This window comes from Pukyongia salina (assembly GCF_002966125.1).
GTDB classification, from domain to species: domain Bacteria; phylum Bacteroidota; class Bacteroidia; order Flavobacteriales; family Flavobacteriaceae; genus Pukyongia; species Pukyongia salina.
Window position 1 is genome coordinate 613,035 of the sequence record NZ_CP027062.1, and the last position, 19,718, is coordinate 632,752.

The 19,718-nt window shown below is 41.2% G+C and carries 20 protein-coding genes; 14 read left to right on the forward strand and 6 right to left on the reverse strand.

Features of this window, described 5'->3' with window-relative positions:
- The first annotated feature begins 85 nt into the window (after positions 1-85).
- The 5 genes from C5O00_RS14755 (at position 86) to C5O00_RS02820 (ending at position 3,701) form a co-directional block, all read left to right on the forward strand.
- The gene (locus tag C5O00_RS14755; protein WP_491220101.1) at positions 86-238 is read left to right on the forward strand and encodes a T9SS type A sorting domain-containing protein; all 153 of its coding nucleotides are present in this window, start codon (positions 86-88) and stop codon (positions 236-238) included.
- Between the two features lie 22 nt (positions 239-260).
- The gene (locus C5O00_RS02805; RefSeq protein WP_105214754.1) at positions 261-551 is read left to right on the forward strand and encodes a hypothetical protein; all 291 of its coding nucleotides are present in this window, start codon (positions 261-263) and stop codon (positions 549-551) included.
- Positions 552-696: 145 nt separating this feature from the next.
- Entirely contained in the window at positions 697-2,436 is a 1,740-nt protein-coding gene (locus C5O00_RS02810; RefSeq protein ID WP_105214756.1) for an OmpA family protein, read from the forward strand.
- A gap of 14 nt (positions 2,437-2,450) precedes the next feature.
- On the forward strand, positions 2,451-2,987 hold the full coding sequence (locus C5O00_RS02815) for a hypothetical protein (protein WP_105214757.1): 537 nt from the start codon (positions 2,451-2,453) through the stop codon (positions 2,985-2,987).
- Positions 2,988-3,005: 18 nt separating this feature from the next.
- Complete coding sequence (locus C5O00_RS02820; RefSeq protein ID WP_105214758.1) at positions 3,006-3,701, forward strand: TapB family protein; 696 nt, start codon at positions 3,006-3,008, stop codon at positions 3,699-3,701.
- A 73-nt stretch (positions 3,702-3,774) separates the two neighbouring features.
- Here C5O00_RS02820 and lipB read toward each other — a convergent pair whose 3' ends face one another.
- Positions 3,775-4,497, reverse strand: coding sequence for a lipoyl(octanoyl) transferase LipB (gene lipB, locus C5O00_RS02825; RefSeq protein ID WP_105214759.1), 723 nt, complete (start codon positions 4,495-4,497; stop codon positions 3,775-3,777).
- A 2-nt stretch (positions 4,498-4,499) separates the two neighbouring features.
- Complete coding sequence (locus tag C5O00_RS02830) at positions 4,500-5,234, reverse strand: hypothetical protein (protein ID WP_105214760.1); 735 nt, start codon at positions 5,232-5,234, stop codon at positions 4,500-4,502.
- Positions 5,235-5,370: 136 nt separating this feature from the next.
- Between C5O00_RS02830 and C5O00_RS02835 the strand changes: the two genes are divergently transcribed.
- Positions 5,371-6,852: a sulfatase family protein gene (locus tag C5O00_RS02835; RefSeq protein WP_105214761.1), complete on the forward strand. Its 1,482-nt coding sequence runs from the start codon at positions 5,371-5,373 to the stop codon at positions 6,850-6,852.
- Between the two features lie 27 nt (positions 6,853-6,879).
- Here C5O00_RS02835 and C5O00_RS02840 read toward each other — a convergent pair whose 3' ends face one another.
- Positions 6,880-7,038 carry a YqaE/Pmp3 family membrane protein gene (locus C5O00_RS02840; RefSeq protein ID WP_105214762.1) on the reverse strand — a complete coding sequence of 53 codons (159 nt, stop codon included), beginning with the start codon at positions 7,036-7,038 and terminating at the stop codon, positions 6,880-6,882.
- A 106-nt stretch (positions 7,039-7,144) separates the two neighbouring features.
- On the opposite strand from C5O00_RS02840, the gene C5O00_RS02845 reads away from it, so the two are divergent.
- The 6 genes from C5O00_RS02845 (at position 7,145) to C5O00_RS02870 (ending at position 13,754) form a co-directional block, all read left to right on the forward strand.
- The gene (locus tag C5O00_RS02845) at positions 7,145-8,047 is read left to right on the forward strand and encodes a TlpA family protein disulfide reductase (protein ID WP_105214763.1); all 903 of its coding nucleotides are present in this window, start codon (positions 7,145-7,147) and stop codon (positions 8,045-8,047) included.
- 7 nt (positions 8,048-8,054) lie between these two features.
- Entirely contained in the window at positions 8,055-9,116 is a 1,062-nt protein-coding gene (locus C5O00_RS14675; RefSeq protein WP_105217549.1) for a helix-turn-helix domain-containing protein, read from the forward strand.
- Positions 9,117-9,220: 104 nt separating this feature from the next.
- The gene (locus C5O00_RS14580; protein WP_174688597.1) at positions 9,221-10,114 is read left to right on the forward strand and encodes a hypothetical protein; all 894 of its coding nucleotides are present in this window, start codon (positions 9,221-9,223) and stop codon (positions 10,112-10,114) included.
- Between the two features lie 98 nt (positions 10,115-10,212).
- Positions 10,213-11,901 (forward strand): lysine--tRNA ligase, encoded by a 1,689-nt coding sequence (gene lysS / locus C5O00_RS02860; protein WP_105214764.1) that lies wholly within the window; start codon positions 10,213-10,215, stop codon positions 11,899-11,901.
- 79 nt (positions 11,902-11,980) lie between these two features.
- The gene (locus tag C5O00_RS02865; RefSeq protein WP_105214766.1) at positions 11,981-12,421 is read left to right on the forward strand and encodes a MarR family winged helix-turn-helix transcriptional regulator; all 441 of its coding nucleotides are present in this window, start codon (positions 11,981-11,983) and stop codon (positions 12,419-12,421) included.
- A gap of 4 nt (positions 12,422-12,425) precedes the next feature.
- Entirely contained in the window at positions 12,426-13,754 is a 1,329-nt protein-coding gene (locus tag C5O00_RS02870) for a S41 family peptidase (protein WP_105214768.1), read from the forward strand.
- A gap of 51 nt (positions 13,755-13,805) precedes the next feature.
- On the opposite strand, the gene C5O00_RS02875 is transcribed toward C5O00_RS02870, so the two are convergent.
- Positions 13,806-14,453 carry a CPBP family intramembrane glutamic endopeptidase gene (locus C5O00_RS02875; RefSeq protein ID WP_105214769.1) on the reverse strand — a complete coding sequence of 216 codons (648 nt, stop codon included), beginning with the start codon at positions 14,451-14,453 and terminating at the stop codon, positions 13,806-13,808.
- Positions 14,454-14,556: 103 nt separating this feature from the next.
- Entirely contained in the window at positions 14,557-15,036 is a 480-nt protein-coding gene (gene yiaA / locus C5O00_RS02880) for an inner membrane protein YiaA (RefSeq protein ID WP_105214771.1), read from the reverse strand.
- 155 nt (positions 15,037-15,191) lie between these two features.
- Between yiaA and C5O00_RS02885 the strand changes: the two genes are divergently transcribed.
- Positions 15,192-16,652, forward strand: a complete 1,461-nt coding sequence (locus tag C5O00_RS02885; RefSeq protein ID WP_105214773.1) for a hypothetical protein — start codon at positions 15,192-15,194, stop codon at positions 16,650-16,652.
- 223 nt (positions 16,653-16,875) lie between these two features.
- On the opposite strand, the gene C5O00_RS02890 is transcribed toward C5O00_RS02885, so the two are convergent.
- Entirely contained in the window at positions 16,876-18,177 is a 1,302-nt protein-coding gene (locus tag C5O00_RS02890; protein WP_105214775.1) for a prenyltransferase/squalene oxidase repeat-containing protein, read from the reverse strand.
- A gap of 178 nt (positions 18,178-18,355) precedes the next feature.
- On the opposite strand from C5O00_RS02890, the gene C5O00_RS02895 reads away from it, so the two are divergent.
- Positions 18,356-19,618: a fibronectin type III domain-containing protein gene (locus tag C5O00_RS02895; protein WP_105214777.1), complete on the forward strand. Its 1,263-nt coding sequence runs from the start codon at positions 18,356-18,358 to the stop codon at positions 19,616-19,618.
- Positions 19,619-19,718: the final 100 nt, after the last annotated feature.

Below are 19,718 nucleotides of genomic sequence, written 5' to 3' on the forward strand. Positions count from 1 at the left end.
TTACATATATTATAGCAATGGTTACAATGCTCCAATAGAACGATAGGCTTCTCACCTACTTTTGAAATGTAAAATCGATTCCCCCATGAAAAAAAAGCGTAACGTTTATGCCGGGAAAGTTGAGTTGGAACCCTTTACTCAAATCTACCTCAATATAAACCATCTCGCAGAAGGCATATACACTTTGAAAATTACGCACAAGAATAAAGTTATAAAACAAACAACATTTAGAAAATAACAAACAATAAAAAACAGAAATCATGAAAACAGCTAAGTATTTCCTAATGTTTTTCTTCCTGCTTCTGGGAACCCAGGCAGATGCACAGATCTTTAAAAAACTTTCTAAAAGAGCCGAAAGAGCAGCCGAGCGAACTGTAGAACGCCGGGTAGAAAGAGAAACCAGAAAATCTACAGACCGAGTGCTTGATAGTGTTATTGATGCGCCGAAAAAAGAAAAGCAGCGTAAGCGAAAATCGAAAAAAGACGATGATGCCATAATCGATTCTACCAACGACAGCATTCCTAAACCTAAGCACAGGATAAGTTCTTGAAAAAACTATGAGTAATTTATTTTACTGCCTTGGTACTCCCCGCGAACTCTGGGCTAACTGCCAGGACTGTACCCCGGATAAGAATATCATTCAAAACCGTCTAGAGTAAAAAATAGGGTTGTAAACTATAATAGAACAGATTAAGATGAGAATAGTAATTATTTTATGCATACTCTGTAGCTGGTTAATCTCATGTAAGGATTCTGAAGCGAAAGGGAAAACGGCAGAAGTTGATACGGAAGAGCAAGCCGGGATCAAAGAGCAGCCGGAGATCGCATTTGAGGTTCCCGAAATAACAGAAGAGGACAGCGATGAGGAGAGCATTGAAGAAACCAGATCGAATTCCGTATTCGATACAGGTGAGAACAGGGTTTATATTAAAAAGGAAGACCTGGATAAAACCGAATTAGCCTCCCTGCAACAAATTATGGAGGGTGATCCGGAGCTGAAAGAAAAAGCGCTGATCAAGGACAACGGAGATGAGTTCGAACTCAACCTTCCAGCTTTGAAGGTTCATTTGTCCAACGGACACCAATCCTATAAGCCCATGCGGGACCTGCTAGAGCAAAATATTTCGCCGGCTTCCGTTTCCATGGGATACGAAATTAACGGACGAGAAAGGATACGGGCATATACAAACAATCCTACCGGTGGTTTTTTAGAGGATATGACCGAACATTATATGTATCGGGGAGGACGAACAGGCAAGACCGCGCTTAGACGGTTAGGTGTGGCTTCAGACGATAATGTGGTGCCTATTTTATTGAATTATTTTGAAGTTTCTGAAGCCGAACTACAGATGCTAAAGGATTTTCCGAATACCGAAAATCATCCCAATTCGGCCGCCGCCAAACGAGCCTTGAATTTTGAGATCCCGAAGGATGTTTCAGAATATCTGAAGGACCCCAAATGCACCGAAGGATTTAAGTACACTATCGACTATTTTAAAAAAAGACAAGGTAAGGCTGCCGGGAAATTTATGCAGAAAGCCAACAAGGCCAGGGAAGAGTTTTACCAGTTGAATCCCGGGTGGTACGGTGAAGAGGAAGATATTGGGATCACCTACATCGATTCCAGGAGAAAATACATCTACCTTCCGTTTGGAGAGCTTTCATTTGCCGATGTAATGATCTCTCATGACACAGGAGATGGCGGTGCAAATTCGGAAGGAGTTTTAGGGGAACCCGATATGGCACTTGAGAATTTCAGATTACAAGATCCAAGAATAGGAAACCTGGGATTAAACGGGGTTCTCACTCTCGAGTTTACCAATAACGCCTTAACCGATGTGAATGGCCCCGACCTTTATGTATTTGAAATGGGAAAGATAGAGCCAACCCGCCTAGAAATCTCAAAAGATGGAGTTAATTGGCTCGACATTGGACAGATTGAAGGGGGAACTGCCATGGTAGACCTTGCTGGTTTTGTAAAACCGGGTGAAACTTATAATTATGTTCGATTAACAGATCTGGATACGTTTAGCGTAGTCCCAGGAGCAGATGTAGACGCCGTGGCGGCTATTGGTGGGGCCTTACGTCTCAACATCGATAGTGCGGTACTTTTCGACACAGGAGAATATAAGTTGAAGGGAAGTGCGACTTCAGAACTGGAACGTTTGCTTGATGCCATAAAGGAAATTCCGGAAGGAACGGTCATTGTTGAAGGCCATACAGACAACGTGGGATCTCCACAAAGTAATTTGATTCTTTCTAAAAACAGAGCTCAGGAAGTTGCCGGATATCTGCAAGAGAATTTGTCTAATACGTATAAATTTACGGTTAAAGGATTGGGTGAATCTCAACCAGTAGCACCAAACGATACCGATGAGAACAAACAGAAGAACAGACGCGTAGAGATACTTGTATTGCCTTCGAATAAACATTAAATTTAAAAGAACTTATGAAAATAAAACCGATATTATATCTTATCATAATTGGTGTGATCGCTAGTAATTGTGCAACCACAATTCCGGCAAGAGATACTGTAGATCCTTCTTTTGTATTTAAAATTACCGGGGACGGACTTAACGAGAACATCACACCTACTTTCGATTTCGACAATAAGGCTTTGTATCTTCGAAGAGGGGCCATGTATAACGTTATACTCACCGTAACGGACAGGGGTGGGCTTCAAAATGCCAGCTGGGAGTTACCCGGATCGCATATTCTTCGATTGTTGGATAGAAACGGATGGTTTGTAGCAAATTCGGGGGATCCGTACAGGGATAAATACGAGTTTACCGGATTTAGAGATACCCCTGTAAATGGCGCCACCTTAACGGTGAGACGGATGGAAGCGATCGGTGGGCCACCCAGTGGAGAGATCGTTAATTATAAATTTGTGTTCAGCGGCACCGATTTTCACGGTAATACAATTGATAAGACATTAATTATTAGAATCACCAACGAAGCATCCAGAATTGGATCAAGAGATTAAACCTAAAAATTTAAGACAATGAAAAAAACACTTATTACACTAGTAGCGATTTGCTTAACTATTTTCTTCGCCAGGGCGCAGTCCAGTTGCAGTAAATTCTATCCTTTTAAAGAAGGAGCAAAAACACAATTGACCATGTATAATGCCAAGGGGAAATCTCAAGGCATGGTAGAATACAATATAAATAATATTAGTACCAGCGGAGATGCTACCGTCGCAAATATGACTATGACACTCACAGATCATAAGGGAAATGAGATGAAAGGGACAGAGTATGAAGCAACTTGTAGAAACGGGGTCGTCTCCATAGATTTCAAATCACTAATGAATCCAAGTCTAATGGCGGCCTATGGTGACCAAATGGATTACGAAGTAACCGGTACTAACCTCGATCTGCCTAACGATCTCTCGGTAGGACAATCACTTCCGGATGCCGAGATCATCATTAAAATGTCCATGTCCGGCATGAATTTTAATATGAGTACGCTTATTACAGACCGGGAAGTACTAGGAAAGGAAAGTGTCACCACTCCTGCAGGGACTTTCGATTGTTATATCATTACCCAATCAACTCACATTAAATCCATGGCAGCAAATCAAAAACGTACTACCAAGCAATGGATCGCCGAAGGAGTTGGGGTTGTAAAATCTGAAGACTATAACAAGAAAGGGAAGCTGGATGGTACCAGTGTGCTTACCTCATTTTCCAAGTGATTACTTGATGTAAATAATAAAACATTCAACCGCGGTATCTTCCGCGGTTTTGTTTTGTAGATAGGGATTGTAGTTATTGGATCTTGATATCGGCCTTCTCAACGAATTTCGCCTCGAACAACTGTTTGAAATGCTTGAGAAGTTTTCCTTTTACCTCGTCCATGGAAACTTCCGGTTTGCCCAATTCTACGTTAAGAGAAGTAACCGCCTTCCCTTTTATACCACAGGGGATCATATGGTCGAAATACCCGAGGTTCGCATTTACATTGAACGCAAATCCATGCATGGTTACCCAGCGGCTTGCCCGAACTCCCATGGCGCAGATCTTTCGGGCAAATGGTGTCCCTACATCCAGCCACACGCCTGTTTCTCCAGATGAACGTTCGGCTTTTATATTGTACTCGGCCAAGGTTCGGATAATGATCTCTTCTAAAAACCGAAGGTATTTATGTATATCGGTGAAGAAATTCTCCAGGTCCAATATTGGATATCCCACGATCTGCCCAGGGCCGTGATATGTAATATCACCTCCACGATTGATCTTGTAAAAGCTAGCTTCTATTTCTGCTAACTTTTCTTCGGCTATAAGAAGATTTCCTAAATCGCCACTTTTACCAAGCGTATACACATGAGGGTGCTCAACGAAAAGGAAGTAATTGGACGTATCCAAACCGGCATCTTCGCGTCGGTTCTTTATTTTTATATCGAGGATCTCCCTAAACAATTCTTCCTGATAGTCCCAGGTCTCCTTGTAATCTTTTAAACCAAGATCTTGTACGATAACTTCCTTATTCATTTCTAATTCTCTAATTCAACTTCAAGATCTAGCACATCCGGGTTCTTAAAATAATCGAGGAAATTTCGTTCCAGTTCTATGGTTTTACCATCCAGTGAGTATGTGGCGTCTTCTGCCGAAGCCTTTTTGATGCGCCTGGGAAAGGTGTATTTTATTTTGTATTTCATCGAGCTCATGAAAGACTCCGCTTGTTTCAAACTGTCGAGCTGAGACTTATGGCGTTCCTCGTCCTTTATAAAGGCATCTCTTTTAAAAACACCTTTTTTAAAGGTATATGAAACTCCCAGTAGTTCAGATTCCGGACTGTCATCATCTGCGCCCGCACTTTTATTACCCGGAAGTAGGCTTTCTGTTTGTTCGAAGCCCTGCATTAAGTTATTGGCTTCTGAAACGTCTTTAAAGTCTGAAAAAACATCTACAATGAGCTTATTTTCATCAGGATCGGATACCATGTGGATCTTGTAGTTTTCTATGGCTTTCAGTCGTTTTTGTTCTGCTTTCGAAAGTTTTGAAATACTATCCTTCTTCTCTTCGAAGATCTCTTTCAGGGAAACGATAGTGTCTTGTTTTGTAAAAGTAGAATCCTGAGACATTTCGCCTCCAAATGCCATCATCTCGCTAAGATCCATACTAAGTGACATCCTTCCTGTACCGTCCTCGTTCAATACAAGGGTTTCATTGAATTGGCAGCTTACAAGTGAAAAAGCTCCCAGGATTAAAACTAAAATTTGTTTCATAATACAGCCATTTTATCCTGTAATTTCTTATGAACAAAGATACCGAAAGATTACGGTTCTATCACAATGTTAATATATCTGTTGTGTATACGTACAATTAAATTTAATAGTATCTTGGTTATGAAATCTAATCTTCATGAACTATGATATTACCATTATGAAAAAAGTACTCTTCTCATTGATTACTTGTATTTTCATTCTCTCATGTGGCCCCTCTCAACCCGAACCAGATTCTCCCCCTAATATTCTCTTTATCGAAGTAGACGACCTCACGGCCAAATATCTTGGGATACACGGGGCAAAGATTGCACGAACTCCCAATATTGATAGTCTTGCTCAGTCCGGAGTAATATTTAAGAATGCCATGGCACAAGGGGTTATGTGTACCCCATCCAGAAATTCTCTCATCACCGGAAAATATCCCCATGAACTTGGACTTTACGAAAATCTTGACTTGAAATCCCTGCCAAAAGATATATGGGCTTTTCCCATGACACTGCAACAGCATGGTTATACCAATTTCTGGGTTGGTAAGAATCATCTCATCCCTTACCGAGGAGGGCTACAACCGGAAAATGTGATCGACTTGAAGAATAAGGCAATTCAATGCAATATGGGATTCGATTCTGTATATCAGTCCTATGGCAGATCTATGGTTATCGATATGGCGAAACAACAATTTAAAACTATGGGTTGCTGGGAGGAAGGCATAGATTCTTATGGAGATTTTCTATTTAAGAACGGACTGCTGGAGAAATTTATGGAGGAGGGCGGTGGCAAACCCACTACCCTGGACCCGGACACCGAAAGCATGGATGGTCATTTCACCACTTATGCTATGAATAAATTGAGTGAATATACCGAAGAAGGGCCTTTCTTTATGTGGTTAAACTACTCTGGCCCACACGGTCCGTTTAATGTTCAGGAAGAATACGGCAGGGGGTTATATAATAATCAGATGCCGCCCATTATCGATCCTGCCGAAGCGAACTACAAACTTCCTGAAGGCTTAAGAATGTACCCAAACAATATCTACAACGATTATACCACCTTGGGATATCGCAGGAAATATGTAGCCGCAATTTCGTATGTGGATTCCCAAATTGGCAGACTACTGGATTTTATTAAAAACTCCCGATATAAAGACAACACCGTCATCGTTTTCTTTTCAGATCACGGGATCATGACAGGAGATCACGGTTTATTGGGTAAGAATACCCTCTTTAAAGAAGTGCTTGATGCCGCTTTGATCATTTCCTACCCTAAGAAGTTCAAACCAAAGTTCGACTATACCCCGGTAGAACTTATCGATTTAGTGAAAACCACCCTGGACATAGCACAGGTTGAGGATAGTACGATCCGTTCTATAAAAAATGGTCACAGTTTATTGCCACTACTGGATTGTAAAGGGAAATTTGAAGGAGACAGACTGGCTTTTAGTGAAATGCGTGATTTCAAGGCAGTTTTCGATGGGGTATATAAATATATTCATCATGAAGAGACTCCCCTTCTTTTCAATCTTGAAAAGAACCCAAATGAGACGGAGAATTGGCTGGAACGAAATCCCGAAAAAGCGGCCGAACTAAAAAAAGAGATCGAAGATTGGCTATCCCGATAATGAAGAATCGTTTTTTACAAGATTTAATTAACGATTGGGATTATTTAGAATAATAAGCGCTGCAATTACACCGGGTATCCATCCGCAGACAGTTAAAATAAGTACGATCAAGACGGAGCCACAGCCTTTATCGATCACAGCCAGGGGCGGAAATAAAATAGACAATAATACCCTCCAAATACTCATAAGCACGAAATTACAATTAATAACATTCTATTAGAACAGCTTTTAAGACATTTGTTACATTGTTGAATAACTCATCATCGCTCGTTATATTTACAAAAAATTATTTATGAGATCTCCAATTTTTCTTATCCTAATTCTAATCACCACCTTAACGGGATGTAAAGACAACCAGGCCGGAGTAGAGGTGGCCGAAGAAGTAATTCCCAATGAATCCGAAGATAAACTTTTGGGAAAGATCAATAAAGATAAACTTATGAAACCTGTCTTTGCAGAATGGTTTCAACCGGCTTACGAGGACTATAAGGTAAATACAGAGCTCGTCGAATCTTACAAGGACCAGCTAAAAGAATACGAGATAGAAGTCTTTATGGGCACCTGGTGTGAGGACAGTCAGCGCGAGATTCCTACCCTTTATAAAATACTCGAGGCAGCAGATTATCCTATGGAACAACTCACTATAATAGCCATAGACGATGAGATAGAAAATTATAAACGCAGCCCCGGAGGAGAAGAGGGAGGCCGGAACATCCATCACGTACCCACTATCATTCTAAAGAAAAATGGGAACGAAGTAAACAGGATCATCGAATATCCGGTGCGAACTCTGGAAGAGGATCTGCAGCTTATCCTCGATGGAGGATATACACCCTACTACTTTGCAGCAGACATGGTTCATACCAGATTAATTGAAATGGGTCTTGAAAACTTTAAAGCAGATCTTAACAAACTTGCGGTCGAATTTACCGGGAAGACACGAGATGTATACGAATTGAACACTTATGCCAAAACCATTTTCCGCCAGGGTAAAAAAGAAGAAGGTATCCAGGTGGCTACCTTAAATACGATGATCTACCCTAATAACCCTAATGCGTATGCCGGACTTGGCTCGAGGTATATGGATATGGAACAATACGAGGAAGCTGCGAAATATTTTGGGAAGGCGGTGGCCATGGCTCCGGATGATAGTGAATTTAAAGGTTATCTGGAAGAAGCACAGGCTAAACTATAATCTCAAAATGAACGCATATAGAACTGTAATACTATTATTTTGTCTGCTGATAAGCCCTTTGGTACATGCGCAGTACGAATTTAGTGGGTATGTAGATGGCAGTATGATCGACGGTGAGGTTTACCTTTCTTTAGTTGAAGATTACAGGAAGATCTCCGGGGTATATAACGAGCAGATCATTGCCAAGATTAAGCCAGATTCAACCGGATTTTTCAGTTTTACAGGAAACAATCTACCCGAAGAAAACCGAATGTATCGTATACATGTGGATACTTGTCCCGACGGAGAATACAATCTTTCTCATGTAAGTGGCCATTGTGCCAATAGTAAGGAGGTGGTGTTCGTTGCCAACAATTCGCTTACACTGTCCTTACCTGTTACTTTCGAAAATGAGATGTTTTGTAAAATTGTTTCTGAAGATGAACGGTCCAATGCTTTTCTGAAGATCGATTCACTTAAGAACGACATGCGCTTCGCCTTTAGCACCTATCGAAGTGAAGCCAACAGGAAGATAAATACTCGCAAATGGTTTAGTATCCTGCAACAATATGGTGAACAACTCAACGAACCCCTGGCCGAACTATATATTTACAGTTTCCTGAGTGACCGGGGCAGTGATCTCCATACCTATTACCTGGAGGATCTAAAAAATAACAGCTATTATTCCGGATTATTAACCCGATTAAAAACATCGTATCCGCAAACCTCCTACACTCAACAATACGAGGCAGAACTTAAAGCAGACCAATTTTTGGTACAAACAGCTAGCGAGGCCAAATTACCCTGGTGGGTTTACCTCGCATCCGGTATCGCATTGATCTCGGTATTGGGAAATTTTTATTTCTTCGGAAAATGGAAAAAAACAAAAAATGCCATCCCCGATGCCGGAAAGGTGTTGTCTAATCAGGAACAAAAGGTCCTGGAGCTTATTCTGGCCGATAAAACCAACAAAGAGATCGCCAGTGAAATGTTTGTAAGTGTGAGTACGGTTAAGACTCATATCAACAACCTCTATAAGAAACTTAAGGTTAGTTCGCGCGATGAGGTAAAGACTCTCTATGCTTCTTAAATAAAAATTCAACCGGGGGGCTAGTCCCTATTTCAAACCTTTTATTTTTCGTTTTCTTCGGAAGCATGGTCATCTTCGTTTCATCATTCAAAAAACGAACTACCATGAAAACCAAACTATTCCTATTACTCCTTTGTTTATCCCTTTCAGCCGTCCAGGCCCAACCCATTAACAAAGAAATTATTTCCGAAGACAACGTTCCTAAACTTTTAGGAAAGATCAACCAAGAAGGGCTAAGTGCCAACAGCTACGGAAAATGGTTTCAGAAGAATTATACCGCATACACCCCAGACCCTGCCATCATCGATCTAATAAAAACCGATCTGAAAAATTATACGATCGAATTATTTATGGGCACCTGGTGCGGAGATAGTAAACGAGAGGTCCCAAAATTTTACAAGGTGCTGGAAGCAGCCGAATTTCCGATGGAACGATTAACAGCTATTGCTGTAGACCGGAACAAGGGTACATACAAACAAAGTCCGGGTGGAGAACAGCTTGGAAAGAATATACACCGGGTACCTACTTTCATTTTTTATCTGAATGGTAAAGAAGTGAACAGAATTACCGAACGCCCCGTTAAAAGTCTGGAAGCCGATATACTGGCTATACAGAAGGGCAATTATACCCCGGGTTATCACGGCGTGACCATGGTGAATGAATTCTTAACCGAACATGGAGCTGAAAAACTTATCAAAAGATCGAAGAAAATAGTACCCGAACTAAAATTGCTTGTGAAGAACAGGTACGAGTTGAATACCTACGCCACTGTACTGTTCTATGCCGGAAAAAAGGAAGAAGCCATCTCAGTCTATACCCTCAATACACTGTTATTTCCCGAAGAACCCGGTACATATTTAAGTTTAGCCAACACCCTGGGGATCATGGAACGTTATTCAGAATCCATTCGATATTATGAAAAAACCCTGGGTGTGGACCCTGAGAATGAAGAAGCTGCCACCTCTATGGCTTATATTAAATCTAAAATTTCCCACTAACACCGGGTTTTTCTGAAAGTTATAACACTTAGTTTTTTGAATTAAGTTAATTTTGTGCCGTCTGCCAGACAGGCGGCAATTCAAAATGTAGTGTACCTATGCAACTTTCAGAACTGGAGCTGATACGACGGGAAAAATTGTCCCAATTACGAAATTTAGGCATTGAGCCCTATCCGGCGGCCTTATACCCTGTAGATAGCACCTCGGGTAAGATCAAACAAAATTTTGAAGAAGGAAAGAAAGTAAATATTGCCGGCCGACTCATGTCGCGCCGAATCCAGGGAAAAGCGTCTTTCGCCGAATTACAAGATGCCGAAGGCCGTATACAGGTATATTTCAACCGGGATGAGATCTGTCCCGGGGAAGATAAGACCCACTACAATGAAGTTTATAAGAAACTACTCGATATAGGAGATTTTATTGGGGTAGAAGGAGAATTGTTCACTACCCAGGTAGGCGAAAAGACCGTGATGGTTAAAAATTTCACACTTCTGTCTAAAGCCTTGAAACCGCTACCCCAGCCCAGGGTGGATTCGGAAGGGAATGTACACGATGCCTTTACAGACCCCGAGCAGCGGTACCGACAGCGATATGCAGATCTGGTTGTGAATCCTCATGTGAAGGAGGTTTTCGTTAAAAGGACCAAACTCTTCAACGCCATGCGGGAATTCTTTAATGCCCGAGGGTATTTTGAAGTGGAAACTCCAATTTTACAACCCATCCCGGGAGGTGCAGCAGCACGGCCGTTCGTTACCCATCACAACACGCTGGATATGCCCTTATATCTGCGTATAGCAAACGAATTATACTTAAAGAGACTTATCGTTGGCGGGTTCGACGGGGTGTACGAATTCTCCAAGAATTTCCGAAATGAAGGAATGGACCGCACCCACAACCCGGAGTTTACAGCCATGGAAATCTACGTGGCTTACAAAGATTATAACTGGATGATGGAATTTTGTGAGCAGCTTCTGGAATTTTGTGCCAAAGCTGTTAACAACACTACCTCGGCAACTTTTGGGGATCATACCATCGATTTCAAGGCCCCTTACCCCAGGGTGACTATGACCGATGCTATTAAACAGTTTACAGGTTTCGATATCACAGATAAAACAGAAGCCGAATTACGAGCTGCAGCCCTTGAAATGGGTGTAGAGGTAGATGATTCGATGGGGAAAGGAAAGTTGATCGACGAGATCTTCGGGGAGAAGTGTGAAGGAAATTTTATTCAACCAACCTTCATTACAGACTATCCCAAGGAAATGAGTCCGTTATGCAAAGAACACCGTGACAACCCTGAGCTTACCGAACGATTCGAATTGATGGTTTGCGGAAAGGAAGTAGCAAATGCTTACAGTGAGCTTAACGACCCTATAGATCAACGCGAACGATTTGAAGCACAGCTGAAACTAGCCGATCGGGGTGACGATGAGGCCATGTTCATCGATAACGATTTTATAAGAGCCCTGGAATACGGTATGCCTCCAACCAGTGGAATGGGAATTGGTATGGACAGATTGATCATGTTCCTTACCAATAATGCCTCTATCCAAGAAGTTCTTTTCTTCCCTCAAATGAAACCTGAGAAGAAACAGGTGGCACTTTCTGAAGATGAAAAGCAGGTATTAGAATACTTAAAGGACCACACTCCTATTTTCCTGGTAGAATTAAAAGCACAGTCTGGCCTGTCTAACAAGAAGTGGGACAAAACCATTAAACATCTTACCAAAAACAACCTGGCCAAGGTCGAAAAGACAGACGACGGGTTGTTTGTTCACGCCCTTTAAATTTTACAGTTCTAAAAAATAGTTAAAATTTGGTACTATATTTGATATATCAATTATATTTATATCAAATTAATTATTTATGAAGTTAGTTCTTCCTTCGAAAACCATTTTTCACGCTATTGAAAGTACGATCAAGGAATACCGCAAATTTGCCCAGAAAAATATTTCCGAAGCCATAGAAGACATGACGATCGATCAAGGCCTAGTACTTATTTTTTTAGATGAATACCCGGATATGACGCAAAAAGAGATCGCCGAGTTGGTCTTTAAGGACAATGCTTCCATGACCCGTATGATCAATACAATGGTTAAAAAAAAATACCTGAAAAGATCGATGCACACAGAGGACAGACGCAGATTTAATATAGAGATCACTCCAAAAGGAAAGGAAGTTCTAAAAATACTTCCACCCATTATTCAGAACAACAGAAATTCATCATTACAAGGAATATCAAAAAACGAACAAAAGCAATTGGAAACCATCTTAAAAAAGATTCGTGCCAATTGCACAAACAATTAAGATCATGAAAATTTACAACAGCATCACACTAGCCATTGTGGCCCTACTCCTGCTATTCACTACAAAGTTAAAAGCCCAGGAGCAAACATTAACGATCAATGAACAACAAATGGTTATTGATTCGATTGAAAAAAAATTAAACGCCAACTATGTATTTCCAGAGGTTGCGGCCAAGATGGCTGCAAGTATCAAAGACAAACTGGCAAAAGGCGATTATAAGTCGATAAAAGATCCCCATCAATTTGCCTCTACACTAACTACCGACCTCCAGGCGGTGAGTAAGGATAAACACCTTCGGGTATCGTTTGCACCAGAGCAAATAGCAGAGCAACAACAAACTGTTACTCCCGAAGACAGCATTGCTTTTTTAAACAGGTATATCAACAGCATGAAACGCGATAACTTTGGGTTTAAGGAACTAAAGATCATGAGCGGCAATATTGGTTATCTCGATCTTCGTAGTTTCTCCAATGTAGAATTCGCCGGTCCCACTGCTGTAGCCGCAATGAATTTTTTAAGCAACAGCGACGCGATCATTATCGATCTAAGGAAGAACGGTGGTGGAAGTCCACAAATGATCCAACTTATTTCAAGTTATTTATTCGACAGCGAACCGGTGCATCTCAATAATTTCTATTGGCGGCCGGCCGATTCTAATACACAAACATGGACACTCCCCCATGTGAGCGGAACCCGAAGTGCGAAAACCCCTGTTTTTGTTTTAACAAGCGGAGGCACTTTTTCGGCTGCGGAAGAGTTTAGTTATAATCTCAAAAACCTTAAACGCGCCACCTTAATTGGCGAAACAACTGGTGGTGGTGCACATCCCGGGGGTACCGATATCCTTACCGACCGATTTACGATATGGCTACCCACCGGGCGAGCCATTAACCCGATTACCAACACAAATTGGGAAGGAACAGGGGTAAAACCGCACATTGAAGTACCGGCAGATAAAGCCCTGGATGTAGCCTATTCGAAGGCATTAGAGATGCTTATGGAAAAAAGTGATGACGAGGAAATGAAAGCGCTTTACCAATGGCCCCTGGCCGAAATTAAAGTAAAGAACAACCCTGTAAAATTAGAGGTAAGTTCTCTCAAAAAATTTGCAGGCACCTATGGCCCACGAAAAGTAACTTTGGAAAATGGAGTATTATTTTATCAAAGGGACCAGGGAACAAAATACGAGTTATACCCGTTTAGTGACCACGAATTTATGTTGAAAGGCCTGAAAACTTTCAGGATACGATTTCTTTCGGAAAACAATAAAGTAGTCGCCTTACAAGGGTTATATGATAACGGATATACAGATAAAAATCTTAGAGATAATTAATCTCTACAACCACCCAACTGTGTAAAAGGAGTTCTTAATGGAGCTCCTTTTTTATTGTATCCACACCAGAAATGCCTCCTCAAAGGGGTCTGTACCCACTACCGTATAATAAAAGATAGCGCCCAGCCAGCCGTGAAAGATTCCCAGGGCATATATATTACGGATACGCAGGTAGATCAAGCCGTAGAAAAGCGCGAGTAGAAAAGTCCCGGTCATGAGCCAGAAGGACGGAAAGTGAACGATAGAGAAAATGATGGCACTAAATACTATAACCACATACTTGTTAAGATCGGGCCGTTCCATATCATGCAGGTTCCCGGATATCAAGCCAATAATAAGAAATTGCTGGATGATACCCCACAGAGGATACGTTATGAGTATAGGTAATATATGCCATGATGGATTAAGCGTTCCCTGGTAAGCACCTATGATCAAAAAGACCAAAACAGACGCCAGAGCGAATGGCCATAGTAGTTTTACGGTCTTTAAAAAATTATCCTTTCTAAAACCCCAGTAAGACAGTATGCCCTTTTGATGCCTGCTTCGCACTATTATATAAAGGCTCCAACCAATTACAGCTGCAATTACATATGGCAGGCGTAGGTCGAGATAATCCATAAAAAGGAATTTACCGCCGGCAGTTAGTGTGACTGCCAAAATTTCGAATATCCTTCTTTTGCTGGTTATTTTATCTTGCATGATCCGAATGTTAGAAAGCAATCCCCGGCCGGAAGATTGCTTTCGCCAACATCAAAACGTGGGAACGCACCCACATTCTATTGATGTCGTAAACTCATTTACATTATTTCTTTTGGCGTTGCAGAAATTTTACATCACGTGTGTTCTTCTGTACTGCAACCGCAGCGAACAGACTCAATGCAAATGCCATCCCATAGAATCCCTTCTCACTAAGCCATAGATCGGCATTCCAGAGGCCGATAATAAGCAGTAGTATGGAAGCAATGGTAGTAAACCAACTAATTCCGTAATAGATCTCGGTTACCGGTATTCCTTCCAGTTTATCCCTTACTGTTTTCTGAACCGAAACAACCGAGAACAAACCAAATAGAAGGATTGTAAAATAGTAGCCTTTTTCGTTTAGCTCCATACTTGCGTTCCATAAGCCCACACAATAAGACACCATCCCGATAAACAAAGCGGTCCAGGAAGCAGAAATAAAGGCGGGGGTTGGTTCGCAATTAAATTCATCTTTTTTCTTCTGAATTTTCTCAATAAGAGGTGAATTTACAGGTTTCTTTTCTGTTGAAAATTGATTTTCCATAATGAATTGTTTTGATGTTAATTCGGGAACAAATATGAGTGATACTATTTGGATTGAAAATTCAAAATAATAATATTACTTACGTTTTATTATAAACAAATACCTACATTTATCACTATTATTAGTATTTAAATACAAAATATACTTACGTTTAAATGAATACTATTTCAGCAATAATAAGTACATTTTCTTCAGAAGATAAAAGAGAATTCATCAATTATCTGAAGAAAAAGAATCGCAGGGGCGATGCCAAAAACATAACCTTATTCAAGCTGATCGACCAGGGAAGGACCACCAACCTCGACGTGAAGATATACGGGAAACCGGCACGTAATTCGTATCACGCACTTTGTAAACGGCTACAGGATTCCCTTATAGCCTTTGTAGCTGAAAAAAGCTTTATGGGTGAAACTTCAGAAGAAATGCAGGTTATGAAACTGCTATTGGCCGGTAGGATATTCTTTGAACACAAACAGACCAAAATTGCTTTTAGAACCCTTGAAAAAGCCGAAAAAAAAGCCTTGGAAAATGATCTCTACTCTATTCTAGGTGAAATTTACCAAACAAAGATCCAATACGCCCATCTTCATCCAAATATAAAGTACGAAGACATTAGAGACGCCGCAATACACAACCAGGAACTTCAACACAGAGAATTAAGGCTCAATATGGCCTATGCAACCATTAAAGACCAATTATCCAAAAGGAATGCGGTTATTGAAACAATTATTGATGAAACTTTTCAGGCACATGGCATCGCAATAGACGATAATCTTACTTTTAAATCCCTATTTCAACTACTGCAGATCCTTTCCACTTCTGCTCAATTGCGAAGTGACTACAGCAGTGTTACGCCACAGGTGAATCGTATTTCTATTATAGTGAATAGGAAGAAGAAGCAAGCCGGAAAGCATTTATATTATCACATCCAGATCTTAAAGCTCATGGCAGTAATTAGCTTTAGGAATAAAGATTTCACTAGAGCGAAAGATTTTATCCAGATGATGGAGCTTGAAATGACCCGTCATGAAAGGAAATATTACAGGAGATTTGCCCCGGACCTCGTGCTTCTTAAGGCTCTAAACCTGAACTTCACTGCTTATCCTACCGAAGCCATTGCCATGTTAAAAGCATTCCCCAATCCATTTCCCGAACTACAACTTGTATTAATTATGTGTTTGTTTCAGCAACATGAATTTAAGGAGGCGCGCCGGCAACTTCAAAAATTAAATCACAGTGATCTTTTTTACGAAAAAAAGGAAGGGATCATTTGGGTAATACAAAGGAATATAATCGAGCTGCTCGTACTTATAGAGTTAGATCAACTCGATCTGGTTCTATCACGCATAAACAGCATAAGGAAGAAATTAGTCCCCAAACTGCGTAGACTAAAAGAAGATCGTGCTATTAATTTCCTTAAGTTAGTGGGGCTTTACTACAACGATCCGTCGTTGGTACGGACGCTTCAGTTTAGAGAAAAAGTAGAGGAGTCATTCGAGTGGAAAGACGCTAAAAAGGAAGATATCTTCGTGATGAGTTTTTATGCCTGGCTAAAGGCAAAGATGGAGGATCGTCCTATTTATGAGGTAACACTGGAGTTGGTCTCTTTAAAATAAAAACACCGCTCACGGTTAAAACTTTACCTTTTTGGCATAAGGGGCCGGCATCCCTGCCGACAGCCATGAGCGGTGTACTACCAACCTAAACATCAACTAGCGTGTAATTGAGATACTCAAGATAAGCACGCTATCAACCAATTAAAAACACATCCGGTCGGCATTTATCAATACGAGGTCGTTATTTATAAATCAAGACCATAGCTCACATTTTGCTTAAGAATTACTCCCCAACCTTACTTAAAAAGTCGATGTCGTTCTCCACTGTAAGCAACAATAAACTGGTAGCTGTGCAAAAAACCGGGCTGGTAATACAATGATGACCATTCCAGCTTCCATCCTTATTCTGAATCTTTAGAATACGGCCACTCATATCATCGTACCAGTTTTTCCAATCCTTGTCTTTATTCACCAGTAAGGATTCGCCGGTTTGTAGAAAACTTAAAAACTCTTCGCCCCCATTATTACCAAAACCATTTAATACATCTTCCCGCTGTGCCGTTTTCTTGGCAGACTGATATACATTGTAAGAAGTGGCATACTGGGCAGCTTCACTTTCCGAATACCCTGCCTTTCGTAAATTATCTGTGTTAACCGGAGCATTCTTATCCAGCTTTCCGTCACGCTTTGCCTTTTTTATCGCATCTTCTGCCTTTCGGGCATCTTTGGCACTACCTCTCACAGACCCACTTACAGCATACAACATGATCCCGGCCCCATCGTCGGTTTTTACATTACCGGTGCTTTCATCGTAGTTTCCTTTCTGGTAATTCTTGGATCGTTCTACCACTTCCTCATTAACATCGGCACCCACAGCCTGAGCGGCTTCCAGGGCAGAAGTGGCTAATCCACTTTGCAAAACCCCGGCCCATCCGGCACCTTTTTGTCTACCGGAAGCATCGGTGGAAGCTTCGATCTTGGCTACACATATATCCAGACATCGTTCAACTCTACGCTTATCAACACCTTTCAGGTTTCTGTCCAATAGATTAGATAGCAGTTGTGCAGTTAATACGGCATCGATGTTTTCGCCTAATTTCGTCTGTATCTGGGTACCGCGAACATCGGTAATAAATGTCGATCCCTTTGAGGTACTTTCTACAGTTTCCAGCAGAAAATCGATCGCATTCTTTAAGTTCTTCGAGTAGGTTCCTTTATTGATGGTGGTTCCACTCCTGAGAAAGGCCTGAGCCACAATAGCTGTTGTCGCAGGATCCGCCTTGACCGCATGAGGATCACGTACATGCTGGGCACTATGACTTCCGGCGCCATATCCACCGTTAGGTAGCTGGGCGTCTGCCAGCCAACTTAATCCGTCGCGAACAGATATCATAAGATTTTCATCATTCTTATAGATATTGAAATTTTCGGAAGACTGTTCTCCCATAACGGTCATAAATACGCAGCCATCTGAAGGCTCAAGTAATCTTGCAGTTTCGGCATAGTCGCCATTCGATTCGCTAATTGCGAAAAATGCTCCTATTACCAAAACGGGTAAAAGGGCTAATAAGATTTTTGTTTTCATTGTATAAATTATTTTTGAATTTGTTCCGAAGCTATAGAACCATTGTTACCGTTAAAACCATCAATTAGTCAAACAACCAAATGGTTGAGGGAACCGCTTCGAAATAGTAGTTTTAACTCAAACTAACTAGCTGTTTTAGAAGTATTTTTCTATTTTTAGCATCTAATTTGTTCAAAGAATGAAAAGAATTCAAATTGCCCTGTCTCTATCTATCCTTCTCATTATTGCCGGTTGTGGAAGTGACGATTCCAATCCTTCCCAGTTCGACAATGAGAACCCCTCTGCGCCTCAAAATCTTACGGTATCCGGCATCGCCATAAATTCGATCGAATTGGGGTGGGATGCCTCAACCGACAATGTGGGTGTTACCGGTTACCATATTTATCAGGATGGTACACTCATCGTTTCGGCACATACGGCTACTTCAATTACCATCCCCAATCTCGATGAAGAGACCTTTTACAGTTTTTACGTTACGGCAATTGATGCTGAAGGCAACGAATCTGTCCCCAGTAATACAGCTTCAGCAACAACAGAAGGTACTCCTCTACAATTTACGCCAACCCTATCCGAAATGGGATTATTTGAAGGCGCCATGGAAGATATTGTACCGGCTAATGGAGTTCAGTATTACGAAATAAGAACCGCACTATTTACAGACTACACCCATAAACAACGATTGGTAAGACTCCCCGTTGGGCAAACCATGCGATATGCAAACTCCGATCTCCTGCCGCTGTTTCCAAACAACACGGTAATTGCCAAGACCTTCTTTTATTATTTGGATGAAAGGGACCCAACTTTAGGAAAGAAGATCGTGGAAACTCGTGTATTAATAAAGTTACAGGAAGGGTGGATAGCGTCCAATTATGTGTGGAATGATACAATGACCGAAGCCTTCAGGGATGATGTGGGTGGTATGATAGATATAAGCTATATAGACAATAATGGCACCACTCAGGATATAGATTATATAATTCCGAGTAATGCAGATTGTTTCGAGTGTCATAATAATAACAATAAAACATTCCCTCTGGGTATGAAACTTCGGAATTTAAATTTCATTCCGGAATATGCGGGCTACAACCAATTGCAATATTTTTCGGATAACGGGCTATTACTTGGCCTGGACGATCCAACCACAGTTAGCTCCTTACCTAACTGGGCAAATGGAACACTCCCTATCGATGAGCGCGCTAGAGCGTATATGGATGTAAATTGTGCGCATTGCCATTCACCGGGAGGAAGTGTAGCGCCGTCATTTAATATGGACTTCCGATACGAAACTCCGTTTAGCGAAACCGGGATCTACGCTAACAGAGGCGAGATAGAAGCACGTTTTGCCAGTAACGCACCTATTTACCGAATGCCCAGATTGGGTAGAACAGTTGTTCATCAGGAGGCTTTGGCTATGCTGATCGAATATCTGGACACGTTGTAGGTGAACAACAAATACAGAAAAAAAGCAACCATATCCTGGTTGCTTTTTTTTTGTTTAAACCTTTAGGCAATTGTGATGTCCAAAGAGCGTATAATGTAAA